Origin of the sequence: Amycolatopsis sp. lyj-112 (assembly GCF_046549055.1) — a bacterium.
GTDB lineage: Bacteria > Actinomycetota > Actinomycetes > Mycobacteriales > Pseudonocardiaceae > Amycolatopsis.
Genome location: NZ_JAJPWS010000028.1, coordinates 1 through 15,116 on the forward strand (window position 1 = coordinate 1; position 15,116 = coordinate 15,116).

Genomic DNA, 15,116 nt, shown 5'->3' on the forward strand with positions numbered 1-15,116 from the left:
CAACAGACAACGCGAACGCGACTTCCTGGACGACACTGCCCACGCCATCGCGGTGCCGGCTCAACTGCGCGATCGCGCGGAACCGGACGGCTTCCAAACGCGCGATCCCAGCGGACGCCGCGACAGCGACGGCGACGGAATCGTTGTCGTCCAACGAACTCAGAGATGCGTTGATGTCCTCCAGAAGACTCGGCTGGGTGAGGTCTTCGAGTAGCGCCACGGGGGCGGATCTGTGTGTGTCCACAAGATCAAACCTACAACCGGCCACCGACAATTCCAGGCCCTCGAAACCCGTTGCCGAAATTCGGCAACGCCTCACAACTCGCCACTAGTTGTAGTCCCAGCGTTCCGCGTTATCAGCCCACCGCTATCCCGGCACAGGTGGTGGCCCGGATCGAACGGCATCTGCTGCACCTCGGCCTTAACCGCGGCTGGCGCGTCCACGGCCGAGACAGCGAGAAGAACAAACGCGTCGCCCACGGCATCACCCACATCGACCGCATCACATCTGGAACATCCACTACAACTACCACCGCCCCCACTCCACCGCCGAAAACCAACCACCAGCAACCCGACTCCACATCGGCGTCACCAACGTCACGACCTCATACAACTAGCCGTCCCGACGGGAACCCATGAACGACACCGAGATCTGCGGCTCGAGCAAACCCGGCGAACTCGAAACCCCATTACCGAAATTCGGCCACAGCCGCGACATAGCCTGGCAGGCAAGGGTTCCTGTCGCCACCACTGCCGAACTTCGGCGTCAGTCGGCTGCGTGCCGCCCTTGTTCGTGGGCGATCACCCGGAGTGCGAGTTCGACCCGGTTCGTCACCCGCAGTTTGGTGAAGGTGTTGCGCACATGGGTATCGACCGTGTGCCGGGAGAGGGTCAGATGCGCGGCGACGGCCTTGTTGGTCATGCCTTGCGCGACCAGTCTGGCCACCCGTAGTTCGGTTTCGGTCAGATGGGACCAGCGGGCGGGGGACACCGGCGGGATCATTTCGGCGCTGCCGGCGACGACGACCGGTGAGGGCTCACCTTGCCCGCCGCTCCACGACTTGTGGATGCGTGAGGCCTCGTCGTACAGGGTTCGAGACCGGTCACGGTCGCCGAGGCTCAGCGACAGTTCCGCGGCGTCTCTCAGCGCGAGGACCCTGGCCGGGCGACGTCCGCTGATCCGGTGCATTTCGGCGGCGGAGGTGAGCGCGCCGAGATCGCCCTCGTTGAGCCCTGCGGAGTGTGCGGCGGCGGCCGCGGTAGAGGTCACCCCCGGATTGCGGTCCGCCAGGGCCCGTGCGGTCCTGACCACCTGGTCCGCCCGGGACCGGTCATCGACGCGGAGGGCCAGCTTCACCAAGACGGGCGCGATGAGCGGACCGCCCGTCGCGGTAAAGGCGACCGGATCGGTCGCCGCTTGAAGCCCGCTCGCGACTTCGGCGGCCTCGTCCTCCCGTTCGATCGCCCAGAGCCACAGCACCCGTCGCCAGGTCAGGTGGGCCACATGCGCACCGGTGCCGCCTTCGGCCAGGTTCTCCGCCTCGCTCAGGTTCGCGTCGGCCTGGTCCAGCAGGCCGAGACTGGTGCGCACCTCGCCCAGCAGGCACAGCAGCCTGCTCAGCAGCGCACCGGCGGGCTGCTCACGCGCGGCACGGACCCCGGCCTCGGCGTCGGCCTCGGCTTCGGCGAAGGAACCCCTCGCCGCCCACATTCTCGCCCAATGGTGGTGCCAGGTCGGCGTGGACCACGACGTGCCGAGATACCGTGCCTCCCGCCTCGCCAGCGTCAAAGTCGAAGCGACTTCGTCGAACCGGTCGAGCGCCATCAGCGGGCGGCACAGCCACAACCTCGGGTGCCGCTGCTGGGCGCGCGGGCCGATCCGGTCCGCCGCCTGGACCGCCGCTCGGGTCAAGGTCAAGGACCGGGCGAAGTCGCCCTGCCTCAACGCGGTGAGGCCTTTCGCCGCCGAGCCGAGCATGATCGCCTCCCCGAGAGCGAGCGCGCTGCCCGCCGCGAGGCTGTCGTCGGCGGCCTGTTCGGCCAGCGCGATGTTCTCGTCCGAGCGGGCGAGGCTGTAGGCCTGGACGGCACGCAGTTCGGCGCGGTGCACGGGCGTGAGATCCGTCCTGGCCAGCGCGAGCCGCGTGTACTCCGCCACCGCGTTGTCGCCGCCCCAGTCGTGCGCGGGTTCGGCCAGTTCGGCCAGGGTGCGCACCATGGTGGTGGCGGTGTCCGCGTCGGCCGCGCTGTGCACCGCCCGCTCGGCCAGTTCCCACGCCAGCCTGCCGTCCCCGGTGACGCTGAGCAGCCGCACCGCTTCGACGGTCAGCGCTTCGGCCATCGGATGGGCGTCCCCGAGCAGGTGCAGCATGCGCAGTACCAGCCGCGCGGCGATCTTCGGCTTGCGTTCCGCGTTCCGGCGGACCTCTTCCCACAGCAGGTCGATCGATTCGTCGAGGCTGCCGCGTCCGCTGCGCACGAGGTGGTCCAGCACCTCGTCGGGGTCCCTGCCCTCCGCGCGGACCACCGTGGCCGCTTCGCGGTGCAGTGCCATCCGGACCGGTTCGTCGAGGCCGGAATAGAGGGCTTTCTGGACGAGTTCGCTGCGGAAGCGCAGGCCCGCCGTCTCCGGAATCAGCACACCGGCCTCGATCGCCTCGGTCGCCGGGCCGACGAGTTCGGTCGCCGGCCGCTGGGTGAGTCCCGCGACCTCGTGCACGGTGAACGTCTTGCCCAGTACGGCACCGGTTTCCAACAGCGCCAAAACCGGCTCGGACAGATCGGAAAGCCTCGCCCGCAACTTCTGCGCGACCCCGGCCGGTATCTGCAGCAGTTCCGCGTCGGCCCGGAGTTTCGCCTTTCTCTCGTGAACCTCGACCTGGCCCGCGGCGTGCAGCCAGTGGACCAGTTCCTCGGTGAGCAACGGATCTCCACCGCCGCCCGCGGCGACCTCCAGCACACTCTCGTCCGGAGCCGCCCCCAGAATGGCTTCACAGAGCCGTTTCAGCTCGGCGGCGGTGAGCCTGCCGATCGTGACGCGCCGGGCACCGGACGCCGCGAGGGCTTCGACGACACCGCGGACCGCCGTCGAGGCCAGCGACGGGCGCGAGACCAGCAGCCACAGGATGGGGGAAGAGGTCAGCGCGGGCACCAGAACCCGCAATGCCAGCGCCGTGAGTTCGTCCGCGTGCTGGAAATCGTCGAGGCAGAGCACCAAAGGACGTTCCGCCGAGAGCCGGATCAGCCGTTCCCTCAACCGGTCCAACGACGCCAGCCGATTGCCGTCGAGGTCGCCCAAATCGGCTGCCGCGCCTCTGGTCGCGTCGCTGCCGCTCAACGTGGCGACCAGGGTCGACAGCGGCGCGGCGCGATCCGCGCGGGTCGCGCGTCCGTGCGCGACGGTGATCCCTCTGCGCCGCGATTCGGCGACCGTGTAATCGGTGATCGCACCGCGTCCCAGCACACCCGATCGTTCGGCGATCACCACCGCGCCACGACCGGATTCCACCGCCAGCAGCGCGTCGTCCACCTGGGCGACGGCCTCGATGCTCATGAATTGCGAAGTACAACGCTCGGCCGATCGACACCCTTGATCGGGCACGACCACTCCCTCCCGGGTCGGGCGACAAGACGACCGCACCGGCCCCCCATGCCTTTCACTCGAACAGTCCGTCCGAACACACCGGCTACCCCAGAATCGCGACTCCTTTCGTCCTCCGTTATCTCTCCACGAACCGCTGATCGGTCAACTACGCTATTCGAGTGAAAGGCACTTTTCACTTTGATGGTACGACGTAATTGCCCTTACCCGCCGTGCACAGGGGAGACACCGTGCATCCGGACGCCGGGCCGATCGCTTGGGCGGACTCATTCACCGATCGGCGTGAATGATGTTCGCCGCATCGGGTACTAGCCGATCAAGCGGTAGCAAGATCCGAGCCGAATCCACGGGAGGGTGGAGTGAAGAAAATCTGGATCTGGGCCCTGTTCGCCGGCGCTTTCGCGGTGTCCTGCACCGAATTCGTCGTCGTCGGACTGCTTCCCCAGATCGCCGCCGACCTCGGCGTTTCCGAGGCGGCGGCGGGGCAGCTGGTCACACTCAACGCGGTCGCCTTCGCGGTGGGAGCGCCTGTACTGGGCGCGGCATTCCACCGGGTGGACCGCAGAAAGGTACTCTTCGGCAGCCTGATCGTCTTCGCGCTCGGGCACGCCACCGCGGGGCTGGCGCCGAACTACCCCGTGTTACTGGGGTCTCGCCTGCTTTCCGGCGGAATGATGGGTCTCTATCTGGCGACCGCCATCGGGACGGCGGCCCGGCTGAGCGAACCGGCGAAACGGGCGTCGACGATGGCGCTCATCGTCGCCGGGGTGAGCACCGCGACGGCGCTCGGTGTCCCGGTCAGCACACTGATGGGGCAGCAGTTCGGTTGGCGGGCCCCGATGCTGGTCATCGGCGGGCTGGCCTTGGCGGCGCTGGCCTTCATCGCCACCGTCGTGCCCAAGACCGGCGCCGACGACGGCCCGCCGCTGCGTGAACGTGTCCGCGCGCTGGGTACCAAACCCGTCATCGTCGGCCTGAGCGCGATCGTGCTGTTCTGGGGTGCTTCCTTCACCGTCTACACCTACTTGGTGCCCCTGCTCGAACAGCGGGCGGGCGTGCACGGAAACCTCGTCATCGTCGTGCTGTTCATCGCGGGCCTGTGCGCGGTGGCGGGCAACATCATCGGCGGCAAGGGCGCGGACCGGAACTCCCGGCTGACGCTCCTGATCACCGCGGGTGTCACCGCGGGTTCGCTGCTCTTGGTACTGCCGCTGTCCACCGGCCCGGTGCAGACGATCGTCCTCGTCACCGTCTGGCAGCTGGCCGCGTGGTCGTTCGTGCCCACTGTGCAGGCCGCGCTGTTCCAGGCCGCGGGCAAGGGCGGCGAACTGGCCGTCTCGTTCGCGGTTTCGGCGTTCAACATCGGCATCGTCGCCGGTGCCGGGTTCGGCGGGGTCGCCTTGGCCCGAGCCGGGCTTCCCGGTGTCGGCGTACTCGGTGCGTCCTTGGGCGTGGTCGCGTTGCTGCTGGTGATTCTGCTCGTCCGCTACGTCCGTAAGCAGGAATCCGCGGAACCGGAGGAGGTCCGGCACGAATTCGACGCCGTGTTGTTCGATCTCGACGGCACCCTCATCGACTCGACGGCCGCGGTGCGCCGTGCCTGGCGCCGCTGGGCCGACGAAGAAGGCGTGGACCAGGAGCGACTGGCCGGAACGGCGGGGAAACCCGCGAAGGACATCGTCGCCGCTCTGTTGCCGCCGGAACGGTTCGACGAAGGCCTGGCCCGCTACGCCCACATCGCCACCCATGACCTCCAAGGCGTGGTCGTGCTCCCGGGTGCGCGAGAAGCGACCGAGGCGACCGGAGAACGCAAGGCCATCGTGACGTCGTGCACCCGCGATGTCACCGACGCCCGCACCTCGGCCGCCGGTCTGCCCGCGACGGACGTCCTCGTCACCGCCGACGACGTCGAGCGGGGCAAACCGGAACCGGCTCCCTATCTCCTCGGGGCCGAACTCCTCGGGGTCGACCCGGAACGCTGCCTCGCCGTCGAAGACACGGCGTCCGGGCTGGCGTCGGGTACCGCCGCCGGGTGTGTGACCCTCGGCATCGGTGACGCCGACCGCCTCGACGCCGATATCGTCGTTCCCGACCTTTCCCATGTCCGCTTCGAAGTGGTGGGGGACAAGGTCGCGCTCACCGTAGGGGGCTGAACCGTGGACGACCACACCTTGGCCCGCTATCTCGCGACGGCCGCCGGTGAACTCCTGCTCGGACTTCGCCGGGACCACCGGGAATCGTCCGGTGCGGAGCTGGGCGAGGAGGGCGATCGTCAGGCGAATACCTTGCTGCTCAAGGCTCTTGCCGAGCACCGGCCGGAGGACGCCGTCCGCTCCGAAGAGAGCGACGACGTGACGTCCGCGTCCGGAAGCGGCAGGCTGTGGATCATCGATCCCTTGGACGGCACTCGCGAATATCGCGATCGCGCCCGGAACGACTGGGCCGTGCACGTGGGGCTGGCCGAGAACGGCACCCTCGTGGCCGGCGCGGTCGCCGTGCCGGCGATCGGCCGGACGTTCGCCACGGACCGTCCGGAACCCTTGGCGGCGGCCGCTTCGCATTCCCGTCCGCGAGTGGCCGTCAGCCGCAGCCATCGCCCGGCGGTCGTCGACGCCTTGGCCGAAAAGATGGCCGTCGAGCTGATCCCGATGGGTTCCGCCGGGGTGAAGGCGATCGCCGTCCTCACCGGCGCCGTGGACGCGTACATCCACGCCGGTGGCCAATACGAGTGGGACAGTGCCGCTCCTGTCGCGGTCCTCGCGGCCGCGGGCGCGCATGCGTCACGGATCGACGGAAGCCCGCTGATCTATGGCAACCCGACACCTGACCTGCCCGATCTCCTGATCTGCCGCCCGGAACTCAAGGAGGAGATGCTCGCCGGCCTCGCGGCGGTGGCCACGAGCGAAATCGGAGGCGCGGACGCCGGATGATCTGCTAGACAGCCCGGGTGGATCGACATGAAATCAGCGCGTTGGCGCATGCGGACCATCCCATCGCCGCTCCGGTCAGTGAAGCGACGGTGGGGAGACTCCTCGGGCGTGCGATCCGGCGGCCCGACGCTCATCTGCTCGACCTCGGCTGCGGTGCGGGTACCTGGTTGCTGCGTGCGCTCCAGGCCCATCCGGAGGTCACGGCCGTGGGAGTCGACCTCTCCGATGCGGGCTTCGGCCGGACCCGGGCGGCGGTCGCGGAGTTCGGCGCCGAGGATCGGCTGGAATTGAGCCGGCAGGACGTCACGGAGTTCCGGCCGGCGCGGAAGGCGGACGTGGTGCTGAGCGGCGCCGCCTACGCCTTCGGCGAATTGCTGCCTGCCTTGGATGCCGCCCAGGAGCACCTCGCCGAAAACGGGATGGTGCTGCTCGGCGACTGTTTCTGGGAAAGCGAGCCGGAGCCGGCCTTCCGGGCGGAAATGGAAGACGGCCCGCAGAAGTACGCGGATCTTCCCGCCACGATCGCCGCGATCGTCGGCCACGGCTGGACGCCGGTGTACGGGCACGTCAGCACGCTGGAGGAATGGGACGAGTACGAGTGGTGCTGGACCGGCTCGCTGGCCCAATGGGCACTCGACCACCCCGATCACCCGGACCACGAACAGGCTCTGAAGACGTCGGCCGGTCACCGCGACGGCTGGCTCAACGGTTCCCGTGGCGTCCTCGGATTCGTCTCACTGCTTTTGCGGCGCACGAATCCCTGATGTTTGCCGTCATCGAGCCGCGGGAATCAGGTGAGCTGGTCTTAGTCGCGTCAAGCAGTCGGCGCCGCGAACACGATGACGGCGAGCACGAGGTGGCGAACGGCATGGAGCTGGAATTCGGCGAGACGGAGCTCAGAGGCCTGCACGGTTATGTCCGCTCGGTGATCGAAGCGCTGGGTCTGCGCGGAGACGCGTACTACGCCCAGCTGGAACCGATCGCCAGTGTGTACATCGCGCTGGAGCAACGAGTCTCCGGATGTGCTGATCGCGATGTGGCGCTGGTCTGGGACGAGCGGCACGGGTGGGCTCTGGCCTTCGAAAACTCCAGTCACGAGGAACTGATCGTCATCCGCTACCTCGGTACCGATCTGCTCCCGTCCCCGCGGCTGGTGGCGGAGTACACCCAAGAGGCGCTTGCGAGCGAGCTTCCCGAGCGGCTCGACGCCCAGCCGCCGGTACTGGCCGCTGGTGAGGGTCTCGCGCAGCGGTTGGCCGCTTACGACTCGACCACCGAGGGAAGCAGGCTCTGAGACGGACTGCCGGGGAGCCCGTCGCCGGTATGGCCGGCGGGCTCCGTGAGCAAGCTACAACTTCCCGGCACGCCACAACTCCTGCGGTAGCTGAAGTGGTCAACGAATAACGCGGATAACGCTGAAGGGTGATCGGAGCACGCGTCCCGAGGTTCGGCTGGGGCATATGGTGAGGCCTGTGAAACCGAACCTGCGCACCGGAATCGTTTGCCTCTCGGTCGTTTTCGCCGCCGTCGGACTCGCTCCGGCCGCGCAGGCCGCCAGTGTCGCTCCGTCCACGTCGGCCGTCTCGAACGTCGACGCGCTCCGGTTCGGGCCTCTGACCGGCCTGGTGATCGAACGGCTGCGCCTGGGCGATCTGGTCGCCGCGTCGAAGTTCGGTACCGGGCGGCCCATCGACGACCCGCGGCGCGAACGGGAACTGCTGGCCGCGGTCAGGAGTGAGGCCACGGCGCTGGGCATCGACGCCGATGCGGCGGTGGCCGTGTTCGCCGATCAGATCACCGCCAGCAAGGTGGTGCAGCGCGGCCTGTTCGCGCGCTGGACGGAACACCCCGATGAAGCTCCGGCCACGCGGCCCGACCTCGGCCGGATCCGGGTCGAGCTGGACAAGCTGACCCACGCGATCCTCGCCGATCTGCGGACGACCGAGAAGCTGCGCCACGGTGACCCGCGATGCCGCACCCAGCTTCTGCTCGCCAGGGTCGCTGGAACCGTCGAACACCGCCTGGACGTGCTGCATCGGCAGGCGCTGCGGGCCGCCGTCGCCACGGTGTGCGGCTGATCGCGCCAACCTATGGCTCTCTGACCTGCGAAGATGCCAAATTGGCGCATCGAGGTACCAACTTGTACTTGCGGTGGCGCCACCGTGGTGCCATGATGGTGCCATGGACCTGACGCCGTTTGTGGACAACGTTCGCCGAGAGCTCGCCGTCGCCGCCGAGGCGGGCGGTGAGGAGGCGAGCGTTCTCGCCGAACGCCTGACCGCGCCGCTCGCGTCGGCCATCCGCCTCACGCTGCTGGACGCGTTGTCCGCCGCGTCGGACGAGATCACCCGTGATCTCGCGCCCGGTTCGGTCGAGGTCCGGCTGCGTGCCGGCGAGGCGAGCTTCGCCGTCACTCTTCCCGCGGTCGAGCAGCCGGAGCTCGCCGGTGCCGAGTCCTTCACTTCGGCGCCGGAGCCCCCGGAGCCGGTGACGGACGACGAGGGCGCCATGGCGCGCGTCAACTTCCGGCTGCCGGAACAGCTCAAGGCACGCGTCGAGGAGGCCGCCGCCGCACAAGGGCGTTCGGTCAACGCCTGGCTCGTGCGCGCGGCCTCCGCCGCGCTTCAGCCGGCGGCGGCCCGGGACACCCCGCCCAGCCCGGTGAGCGGCGGCCGCCGTGCCGCCCAGCACTACACCGGCTGGGTCAGCTAGACCCCGCTCCTACCAGCAAAAACATCCACCACACCACCTTTGAGGGGACAACCATGCCTATTTTCGCCACCCCGGAGCCGATCCTCGCCGACATCGATCCCGTCGTCGGCAACGTCCGCATCCTCGCCAGTGACCGCGCGGACACGGTCGTCGAGGTCACCCCGGTCGACAAGTCCAACGACTCCGACGTCAAGGCCGCGGAGCAGACCGTCGTCGAATTCTCCGGCGGCGTCCTGTCGGTCAGGGCGCCGAAAATGCGCCTGATCGACTTCTCTCGCAAGACAAGGTCGATCGACGTGACCATCGAGCTGCCGTCGGGCTCGCGGGTGCAGGGCAGCACCGGTCTCGGGGACCTCCACGCGACCGGACGGCTCGGCGAGGTCCGCTACAAGTCCGGTACGGGGAACATTCTGCTCGACCACGCCGGCGAACTGCACCTCCGCACCGCCGCCGGAAACGTCATCGTCGAGCACGCCGCGGGCGACGCCGACATCAGCACGAGCTCCGGCCGCCTGCACGTCGGTGAGATCACCGGCACCGGCGTGGTCAAGAACTCCAACGGCCCCACCACCATCGGGGCGGTCGGTGGTCCGGCGCGCGTCCGTTCGGCCAACGGTGACATCACCGTCGACAGGGCCGAGGACGGGGTCGATGCCAAGACCGCCAACGGTTCCGTCCGGGTGCTCGACGCGGCCCGCGGCACGCTCACGCTCGAGACGTCCCTGGGCGCCATCGAGATCGGTATCCGCCAGGGCAGTGCCGCCTGGCTCGACGTGAAGACCCGCTTCGGCCGCGTCATCAACGACATGGACGCGTCCGGCGCGCCCGGCGAGACGACCGACAAGGTCGAAGCACACGCCAGCACCGCCGTCGGTGACATCACCATCCACCGTTCCTGACCCACCAGAGACCGATACAGCAGGGGGCTTCACATGACTCACCCGGCCATTTCCGCGACGGGACTGCGTAAGTCCTATGGCGACAAGGTCGTCCTGGACGGCATCGACCTGCACGTCCCGGCCGGCACCGTCTTTTCGTTGCTGGGCCCCAACGGTGCGGGCAAGACGACCACCGTCAACATTCTGTCCACTTTGACCGGTGCGGACGCCGGCACCGCGACGGTCGCCGGCGCCGACCTGGCAGGAGATCCGGACGGCGTCCGCTCCGTCATCGGGCTCACCGGCCAGTTCTCCGCGGTCGACAATCTGCTCACCGGCGAGGAAAACCTGTTCCTCATGGCGGATCTGCACCACCTGCCGCGGCGTGCGGGACGCCGGCGTGCCGCCGAGTTGCTGGACCGGTTCGATCTCGCCGACGTCGCGAAGAAGACGCCGGCCACGTTCTCCGGCGGCATGCGCCGCAAGCTCGACCTCGCGATGACGCTGATCGGCGACCCCAAGGTCATCTTCCTCGACGAGCCGACCACGGGCCTGGATCCGCGCAGCCGCCGCACGATGTGGCAGATCATCCGGGACCTCGTCTCGAGCGGCGTGACGATCTTCCTCACCACGCAGTACCTGGAGGAGGCCGATCAGCTCGCCGACCGGATCGCCGTGCTCGACGGCGGCCGGGTCGTCGCGGAGGGCACGCCCGACGAACTGAAACGCCTCGTGCCCGGTGGGCATATGCAGCTGCGGTTCCCGGACTCCGGTTCGCTGCGCCGCGCGACCCATGTGCTGCAGGTGTCCACATCGGACGAAGACGCCCTGGCACTCCGGGTGCCGACCGACGGCACCTTGACCGCGCTGCGCGCCGTGCTGGACCGGCTCGACGCCGAAGCCGTCACGGTCGACAGCCTCACCGTGCACACCCCGGATCTCGACGACGTGTTCCTCAGCCTGACCGGTCACCGGACCGAAGAAACCAAGGAGCTGGCCCGATGACGACCTTGTCCCTGTCGATGCGCGACTCGGCGACCATGCTGCGCCGCAACATCCGGCATATGCAACGCTATCCGTCGCTCACCATCATGCTGGTCGGCCAGCCGATCGTGTTCCTGCTGCTGTTCGTCTACGTCTTCGGCGGCACCCTCGGGAACGGGCTCGGCGGCGCGGGCGGTCGCGCCGAGTACGTCGGCTATGTCACGCCTGCCATCCTGCTCATCACCGTGTGCAGCGCCGTCCTCGGCACCGCGATCTCCGTCGCGACGGACATGACCGAGGGCATCATCGACCGGTTCCGCACCATGGCGATCAGTAAGGCTTCCGTGCTGACCGGGCATGTCGTCGGTGCGCTCATCCAGACGGCGTTCGCGCTCGCCGTCGTGTTCGGGGTCGCGCTGCTCGTCGGCTTCTCACCGACGGCCGACGTCGGGGAGTGGTTCGCCGCCATCGGCGTGCTGTTGCTGCTGACCCTCGCCCTCACGTGGTTGTCGGTGGCGCTGGGCCTGGCCGCCAAGAGTGTCGAGACGGCCAGCAACTCACCGATGATCTTCATGCTGCTTCCCTTCCTCGGCAGCGGATTCGTCCCCACCGAATCGATGCCCGCCTGGCTGCGGTGGTTCGCCGACTACCAGCCGTTCACCCCGGTCATCGAGACGATCCGAGGTCTGCTGCTGGGTACCCCGATCGGCAGCAGCGGCCCGCTCGCGATCGGCTGGTGCGCGTTGCTCGCGATCGTCGGCTACGTGTGGTCGAAGTCCCTGTTCGCCAAGGAGCGTCACCGATGAGCGCCGCGATCCACGGCCTGCCCACCGATCGTCCGGCCGGCTGCCCGTTCGATCCGCCCCGGGAACTGACCGAACTGCGGGAAGACCGTCCGCTGACCAGGATGGTCTACCCGGACGGACATGACGGCTGGCTCGTGACGAGCCACGAACTGGTCCGCGCAGTCCTCGCCGACACGCGGTTCAGCTCGCGCTACGAACTGATGCACTATCCATTCCCCGGTGGCCCGGAAGAGATGCCGCCCGCGACGGTGGGCGACCTGACCGGGGTCGACGCCCCCGAGCACACCCGGTACCGGCAGTTGCTCGCCCGCCACTTCACGGTCCGCCGGATGCGCCTGCTCACCGAGCGGGTTCAGCAGGTGTGCGAGGAACGGCTGGACGCGATGGCGGAGCAAGGGCCGCCGGTGGACCTGGTGACCGCCTTCGCGCAGCCGGTGCCCGCGCTGATGATCTGCGAGCTGCTCGGTGTGCCGTACGCCGACCACGAGTTCTTTCAGCGGCAGGCACAGCTCCTGACCTCCTCCAGCGCCCCGATGGAGGAGAAGGGCGCCGCGATGAACGCGCTGTTCGAGTACCTGCACGCCTTGGTGCTCGCCAAGCGGGCGGCACCGACCGACGACCTGCTGAGCGAACTCACCACCAGTGACCTCTCGGACGACGAACTGGCAGGCGTCGGCAGCTTCCTGCTCGGTGCCGGACTGGACACCACCGCGAACATGCTGGCACTCGGCACTTTCGCGTTGCTGAACAATCCCGGTCAGCTCGCCGGACTGTCCACTCCGGACACCGCGGTGGAGGAACTGCTCCGCTACCTGACCATCGCGCACACCAACGTCCGTACCGCGTTGAGCGACGTCGAACTCGGCGGCGAACTGGTGCGGGCGGGCGAGACGGTCACCATCTCCATGCAGACGGCCGACCGCGATCCCGCCCGCTACCCGGACCCGGACACCCTCGACCTGTCCCGAGAGGCGATCGGCCACGTCGCTCTGGGCCATGGCATCCACCAATGCCTCGGCCAGCAACTCGCCAGGGTGGAGATGAAGGTCGCGTTCCCCGCGCTGTTCGCCCGGTTCCCGACGCTCCGTCTCGCCGTCGATCCGGCGGAAGTGCCGCTGCGCACCGATTCCAGCATCCACGGCGTGCACGAGCTTCCGGTCGCCTGGGACCGGTAGTCAGGCTCGCCTTGACGGTCAACCAGTGGCCGCGCGCCGGTCGAGGACGTCCAGAACCTGTTCGCACCAGCGGATGTTCTCCTGCTCGAAGGTGATTCCGCGGGCGAGTGTCAGGTAAGGGCCGACACGGGGCGCTGTGGTGAGGAAATCCGCCTCGCCGGCCTCGCCGAGGAGCCGTTCCCGGAGGCGTTCGAACCGCTTGAGTTTCGTTTCGGCGGTGGCCATCCGGTCCGCGACGGCGCGCCGGATCGCGTCGCCGTCGCCTGCCTCGATCGCCTGGACCTGGACCAGGAGTTCGTCACGGATCGCGGTCGGCTTCGGTGCTCGCGTGGTGAACTCGGCGAGTTCGGCCGCGCCCGTGTCGGTCAGGGAAAAGAGCCGCTTGTTCGGACGGCGCAGCTGTTCGACGACCCGGGCCGTCACCAGGCCCTGCGACTCCATCTTGTCCAGTTCGCGGTAGAGCTGCTGGGGTGTCGTGGTCCAGAAGTTGGCGACCGACGCGTTGAAGCTCTTCGCCAGGTCGTAGCCGGACGACTCGCCTTCCAAGAGCATCGCGAGGATCGCGTTCCGCAGCGCCATGGGGCGATCGTAGTCACCGGGTGGATTAGTGGCAAAGTTGATTATGCACTTTGGTGGACATGCGTGGGGTGATCACCTACTCTCGGGCACCTACTCAACAAAGTGACTATGAGGAGTTCGCCATGCTCACGTTCCGTCAGGCTGTTGAGGCGAAGGACGCAGCCGCGATCGAGGCCATGCTCGCCGACGACGTGGTCTTCACCAGCCCGGTGGCGTTCAAGCCCTACCCCGGCAAGGCGATCACCGCGGCGATTCTGCGCGGGGTCATGCGAGTGTTCGAGGACTTCCGCTACGTCCGGGAGATCCAGGACGGCGTGCACCACGTGTACGAGTTCGAGGCGACTGTCGACGGGCTGGAGATCAACGGTTGCGACCTCCTGACCTTCGACGAAGACGGCAAGATCATCGACTTCAAGGTGATGGTCCGGCCGTTGCGGGCGGCGGAAGCACTCGCGGGACGGATGGGCGCCCAGTTCGAAGCCATCAAGGCCGACGCGGTCAGCAGGCTGAGCGCGGCCGAGTGACGCCGGTGCCCTCAGCCGCCCCAGGTGCGGGCGGCCTCCACTAGCGCGGTGACGCATTCGGCGACGGCCGGACGGGTCTCGCCTTGGGGCTGCACGGCGTAGAGCTGCCGGTGCAGCGCGGGTTCGAGTGCGGTGCACACCACGTCCGGTGGTGCGATCGTGGTGGCCATGCTCGGGACCAGCGTGACCGCGCCGAGCCCGGCGACCACGGCGAACTGGGTGCCGAAACCGCTGACCGTATGCCGGACCGTCGGTTCGATACCGCGTTCGCGCAGGGTGTGGCGGAGCCAGGCGTTCGCCAAGGTGGGGCGGGCCCAGGCGACCCAGATCTCGTCCGCCAGCTCTTCGGCGCGGACCGAGTCCGCGCCGGCCAGACGGTGCCCGAACGGGAGCACGATCATCGCCGAGTCGTCGCGCAGCACGGTCCAGCGGGTGGCAGGCGGGCGGGTGAGCGGCAGGTTCTCCCAGCTTTCCACGACCACGACGTCGAAGACCCCGTCGGCGAGCGCGGGCAGCGCCACTTCCGGTTCGACCTCGTGCAACCGCGCTTCGATACCGGGATGGTGGACGGTGAGCCCGGTGAGCGCGGGCGCGATGAACGTGTGCACACCGGACGGGATGGCGCCGATCTCGACGACGCCTGTCGTCGCCCCGGTGAGGGAGTCCAGATCGGCACGGGCGGCCCGGAGCTCGGCGAGGACGCGGTCCGAGCGTTGCGCGAGCAGCTGTCCCGCCGGAGTGAGCCGGACACCGCGCCCGTGCCGGACGAGGAGTTCGGTGCCCGCTTCCCGTTCCAGTTTGGTCAGCTGCTGGGAGATCGCCGACGGCGTCACGTGCAGCAGTTCGGCCGCCGCCGCGAGCGATCCGCGCCGCCACACCGCGTGCAGCATCCGCAGCCGTTCCACATTGGACAGATCGCCACTCATT

Annotated in this window: 14 protein-coding genes and 2 pseudogenes; 12 read left to right on the forward strand and 4 right to left on the reverse strand. The window is 68.5% G+C overall.

From position 1 onward, the window contains the following. Positions 1–184 (reverse strand): annotated as a pseudogene (locus tag ACLJRL_RS40910) (HNH endonuclease); the annotation flags it as partial. A 322-nt stretch (positions 185–506) separates the two neighbouring features. Here ACLJRL_RS40910 and ACLJRL_RS40915 point away from each other — a divergent pair. Beyond that, positions 507–617: pseudogene (locus tag ACLJRL_RS40915) on the forward strand (IS481 family transposase); the annotation flags it as partial. Between the two features lie 149 nt (positions 618–766). Here the strand turns inward: ACLJRL_RS40915 and ACLJRL_RS40920 are convergent. Beyond that, positions 767–3,553 (reverse strand): LuxR C-terminal-related transcriptional regulator, encoded by a 2,787-nt coding sequence (locus tag ACLJRL_RS40920; protein ID WP_410661801.1) that lies wholly within the window; start codon positions 3,551–3,553, stop codon positions 767–769. A 407-nt stretch (positions 3,554–3,960) separates the two neighbouring features. Here ACLJRL_RS40920 and ACLJRL_RS40925 point away from each other — a divergent pair, with 407 nt between their 5' ends. The 10 genes from ACLJRL_RS40925 (at position 3,961) to ACLJRL_RS40970 (ending at position 13,086) form a co-directional block, all read left to right on the forward strand. After that, positions 3,961–5,754 (forward strand): MFS transporter, encoded by a 1,794-nt coding sequence (locus ACLJRL_RS40925; RefSeq protein WP_410661802.1) that lies wholly within the window; start codon positions 3,961–3,963, stop codon positions 5,752–5,754. Between the two features lie 3 nt (positions 5,755–5,757). Continuing rightward, the gene (locus ACLJRL_RS40930; RefSeq protein WP_410661803.1) at positions 5,758–6,531 is read left to right on the forward strand and encodes a 3'(2'),5'-bisphosphate nucleotidase CysQ; all 774 of its coding nucleotides are present in this window, start codon (positions 5,758–5,760) and stop codon (positions 6,529–6,531) included. Between the two features lie 17 nt (positions 6,532–6,548). Continuing rightward, complete coding sequence (locus ACLJRL_RS40935; protein WP_410661804.1) at positions 6,549–7,295, forward strand: SAM-dependent methyltransferase; 747 nt, start codon at positions 6,549–6,551, stop codon at positions 7,293–7,295. Between the two features lie 104 nt (positions 7,296–7,399). Further along, positions 7,400–7,825 (forward strand): DUF6292 family protein, encoded by a 426-nt coding sequence (locus tag ACLJRL_RS40940; RefSeq protein ID WP_410661805.1) that lies wholly within the window; start codon positions 7,400–7,402, stop codon positions 7,823–7,825. Between the two features lie 178 nt (positions 7,826–8,003). Continuing rightward, positions 8,004–8,609, forward strand: coding sequence for a gamma subclass chorismate mutase AroQ (aroQ, locus tag ACLJRL_RS40945; RefSeq protein WP_410661806.1), 606 nt, complete (start codon positions 8,004–8,006; stop codon positions 8,607–8,609). Between the two features lie 103 nt (positions 8,610–8,712). Then, positions 8,713–9,243, forward strand: a complete 531-nt coding sequence (locus ACLJRL_RS40950; RefSeq protein WP_410661807.1) for a toxin-antitoxin system HicB family antitoxin — start codon at positions 8,713–8,715, stop codon at positions 9,241–9,243. A 53-nt stretch (positions 9,244–9,296) separates the two neighbouring features. Beyond that, positions 9,297–10,142: a DUF4097 family beta strand repeat-containing protein gene (locus ACLJRL_RS40955; RefSeq protein ID WP_410661808.1), complete on the forward strand. Its 846-nt coding sequence runs from the start codon at positions 9,297–9,299 to the stop codon at positions 10,140–10,142. 33 nt (positions 10,143–10,175) lie between these two features. Next, complete coding sequence (locus ACLJRL_RS40960) at positions 10,176–11,126, forward strand: ATP-binding cassette domain-containing protein (RefSeq protein ID WP_410661809.1); 951 nt, start codon at positions 10,176–10,178, stop codon at positions 11,124–11,126. Continuing rightward, on the forward strand, positions 11,123–11,911 hold the full coding sequence (locus tag ACLJRL_RS40965) for an ABC transporter permease (RefSeq protein WP_410661810.1): 789 nt from the start codon (positions 11,123–11,125) through the stop codon (positions 11,909–11,911). The genes ACLJRL_RS40960 and ACLJRL_RS40965 overlap by 4 nt, the downstream gene beginning before the upstream one ends. Next, positions 11,908–13,086, forward strand: a complete 1,179-nt coding sequence (locus ACLJRL_RS40970; RefSeq protein WP_410661811.1) for a cytochrome P450 — start codon at positions 11,908–11,910, stop codon at positions 13,084–13,086. Before ACLJRL_RS40965 ends, ACLJRL_RS40970 begins: the two co-directional genes overlap by 4 nt. Positions 13,087–13,104: 18 nt before the next feature. Here the strand turns inward: ACLJRL_RS40970 and ACLJRL_RS40975 are convergent, their stop codons facing one another. After that, entirely contained in the window at positions 13,105–13,665 is a 561-nt protein-coding gene (locus tag ACLJRL_RS40975) for a PadR family transcriptional regulator (RefSeq protein WP_410661812.1), read from the reverse strand. Between the two features lie 122 nt (positions 13,666–13,787). On the opposite strand from ACLJRL_RS40975, the gene ACLJRL_RS40980 reads away from it, so the two are divergent. Beyond that, positions 13,788–14,189 (forward strand): nuclear transport factor 2 family protein, encoded by a 402-nt coding sequence (locus ACLJRL_RS40980; RefSeq protein ID WP_410661813.1) that lies wholly within the window; start codon positions 13,788–13,790, stop codon positions 14,187–14,189. 11 nt (positions 14,190–14,200) lie between these two features. Here ACLJRL_RS40980 and ACLJRL_RS40985 read toward each other — a convergent pair whose 3' ends face one another. Further along, entirely contained in the window at positions 14,201–15,115 is a 915-nt protein-coding gene (locus ACLJRL_RS40985; protein WP_410661814.1) for a LysR family transcriptional regulator, read from the reverse strand. Between the last annotated feature and the right edge of the window lies 1 nt (position 15,116).

Coding starts and splice junctions, on each gene's coding strand:
- ACLJRL_RS40920 (WP_410661801.1), bottom strand. CDS start 3,553: ATGAGCATCGAGGCCGTCGCCCAGGTGGACGACGCGCTGCTGGCGGTG.
- ACLJRL_RS40940 (WP_410661805.1), top strand. CDS start 7,400: ATGGAGCTGGAATTCGGCGAGACGGAGCTCAGAGGCCTGCACGGTTAT.
- ACLJRL_RS40950 (WP_410661807.1), top strand. CDS start 8,713: ATGGACCTGACGCCGTTTGTGGACAACGTTCGCCGAGAGCTCGCCGTC.
- ACLJRL_RS40955 (WP_410661808.1), top strand. CDS start 9,297: ATGCCTATTTTCGCCACCCCGGAGCCGATCCTCGCCGACATCGATCCC.
- ACLJRL_RS40960 (WP_410661809.1), top strand. CDS start 10,176: ATGACTCACCCGGCCATTTCCGCGACGGGACTGCGTAAGTCCTATGGC.
- ACLJRL_RS40965 (WP_410661810.1), top strand. CDS start 11,123: ATGACGACCTTGTCCCTGTCGATGCGCGACTCGGCGACCATGCTGCGC.
- ACLJRL_RS40970 (WP_410661811.1), top strand. CDS start 11,908: ATGAGCGCCGCGATCCACGGCCTGCCCACCGATCGTCCGGCCGGCTGC.
- ACLJRL_RS40975 (WP_410661812.1), bottom strand. CDS start 13,665: ATGGCGCTGCGGAACGCGATCCTCGCGATGCTCTTGGAAGGCGAGTCG.
- ACLJRL_RS40980 (WP_410661813.1), top strand. CDS start 13,788: ATGCTCACGTTCCGTCAGGCTGTTGAGGCGAAGGACGCAGCCGCGATC.
- ACLJRL_RS40985 (WP_410661814.1), bottom strand. CDS start 15,115: ATGAGTGGCGATCTGTCCAATGTGGAACGGCTGCGGATGCTGCACGCG.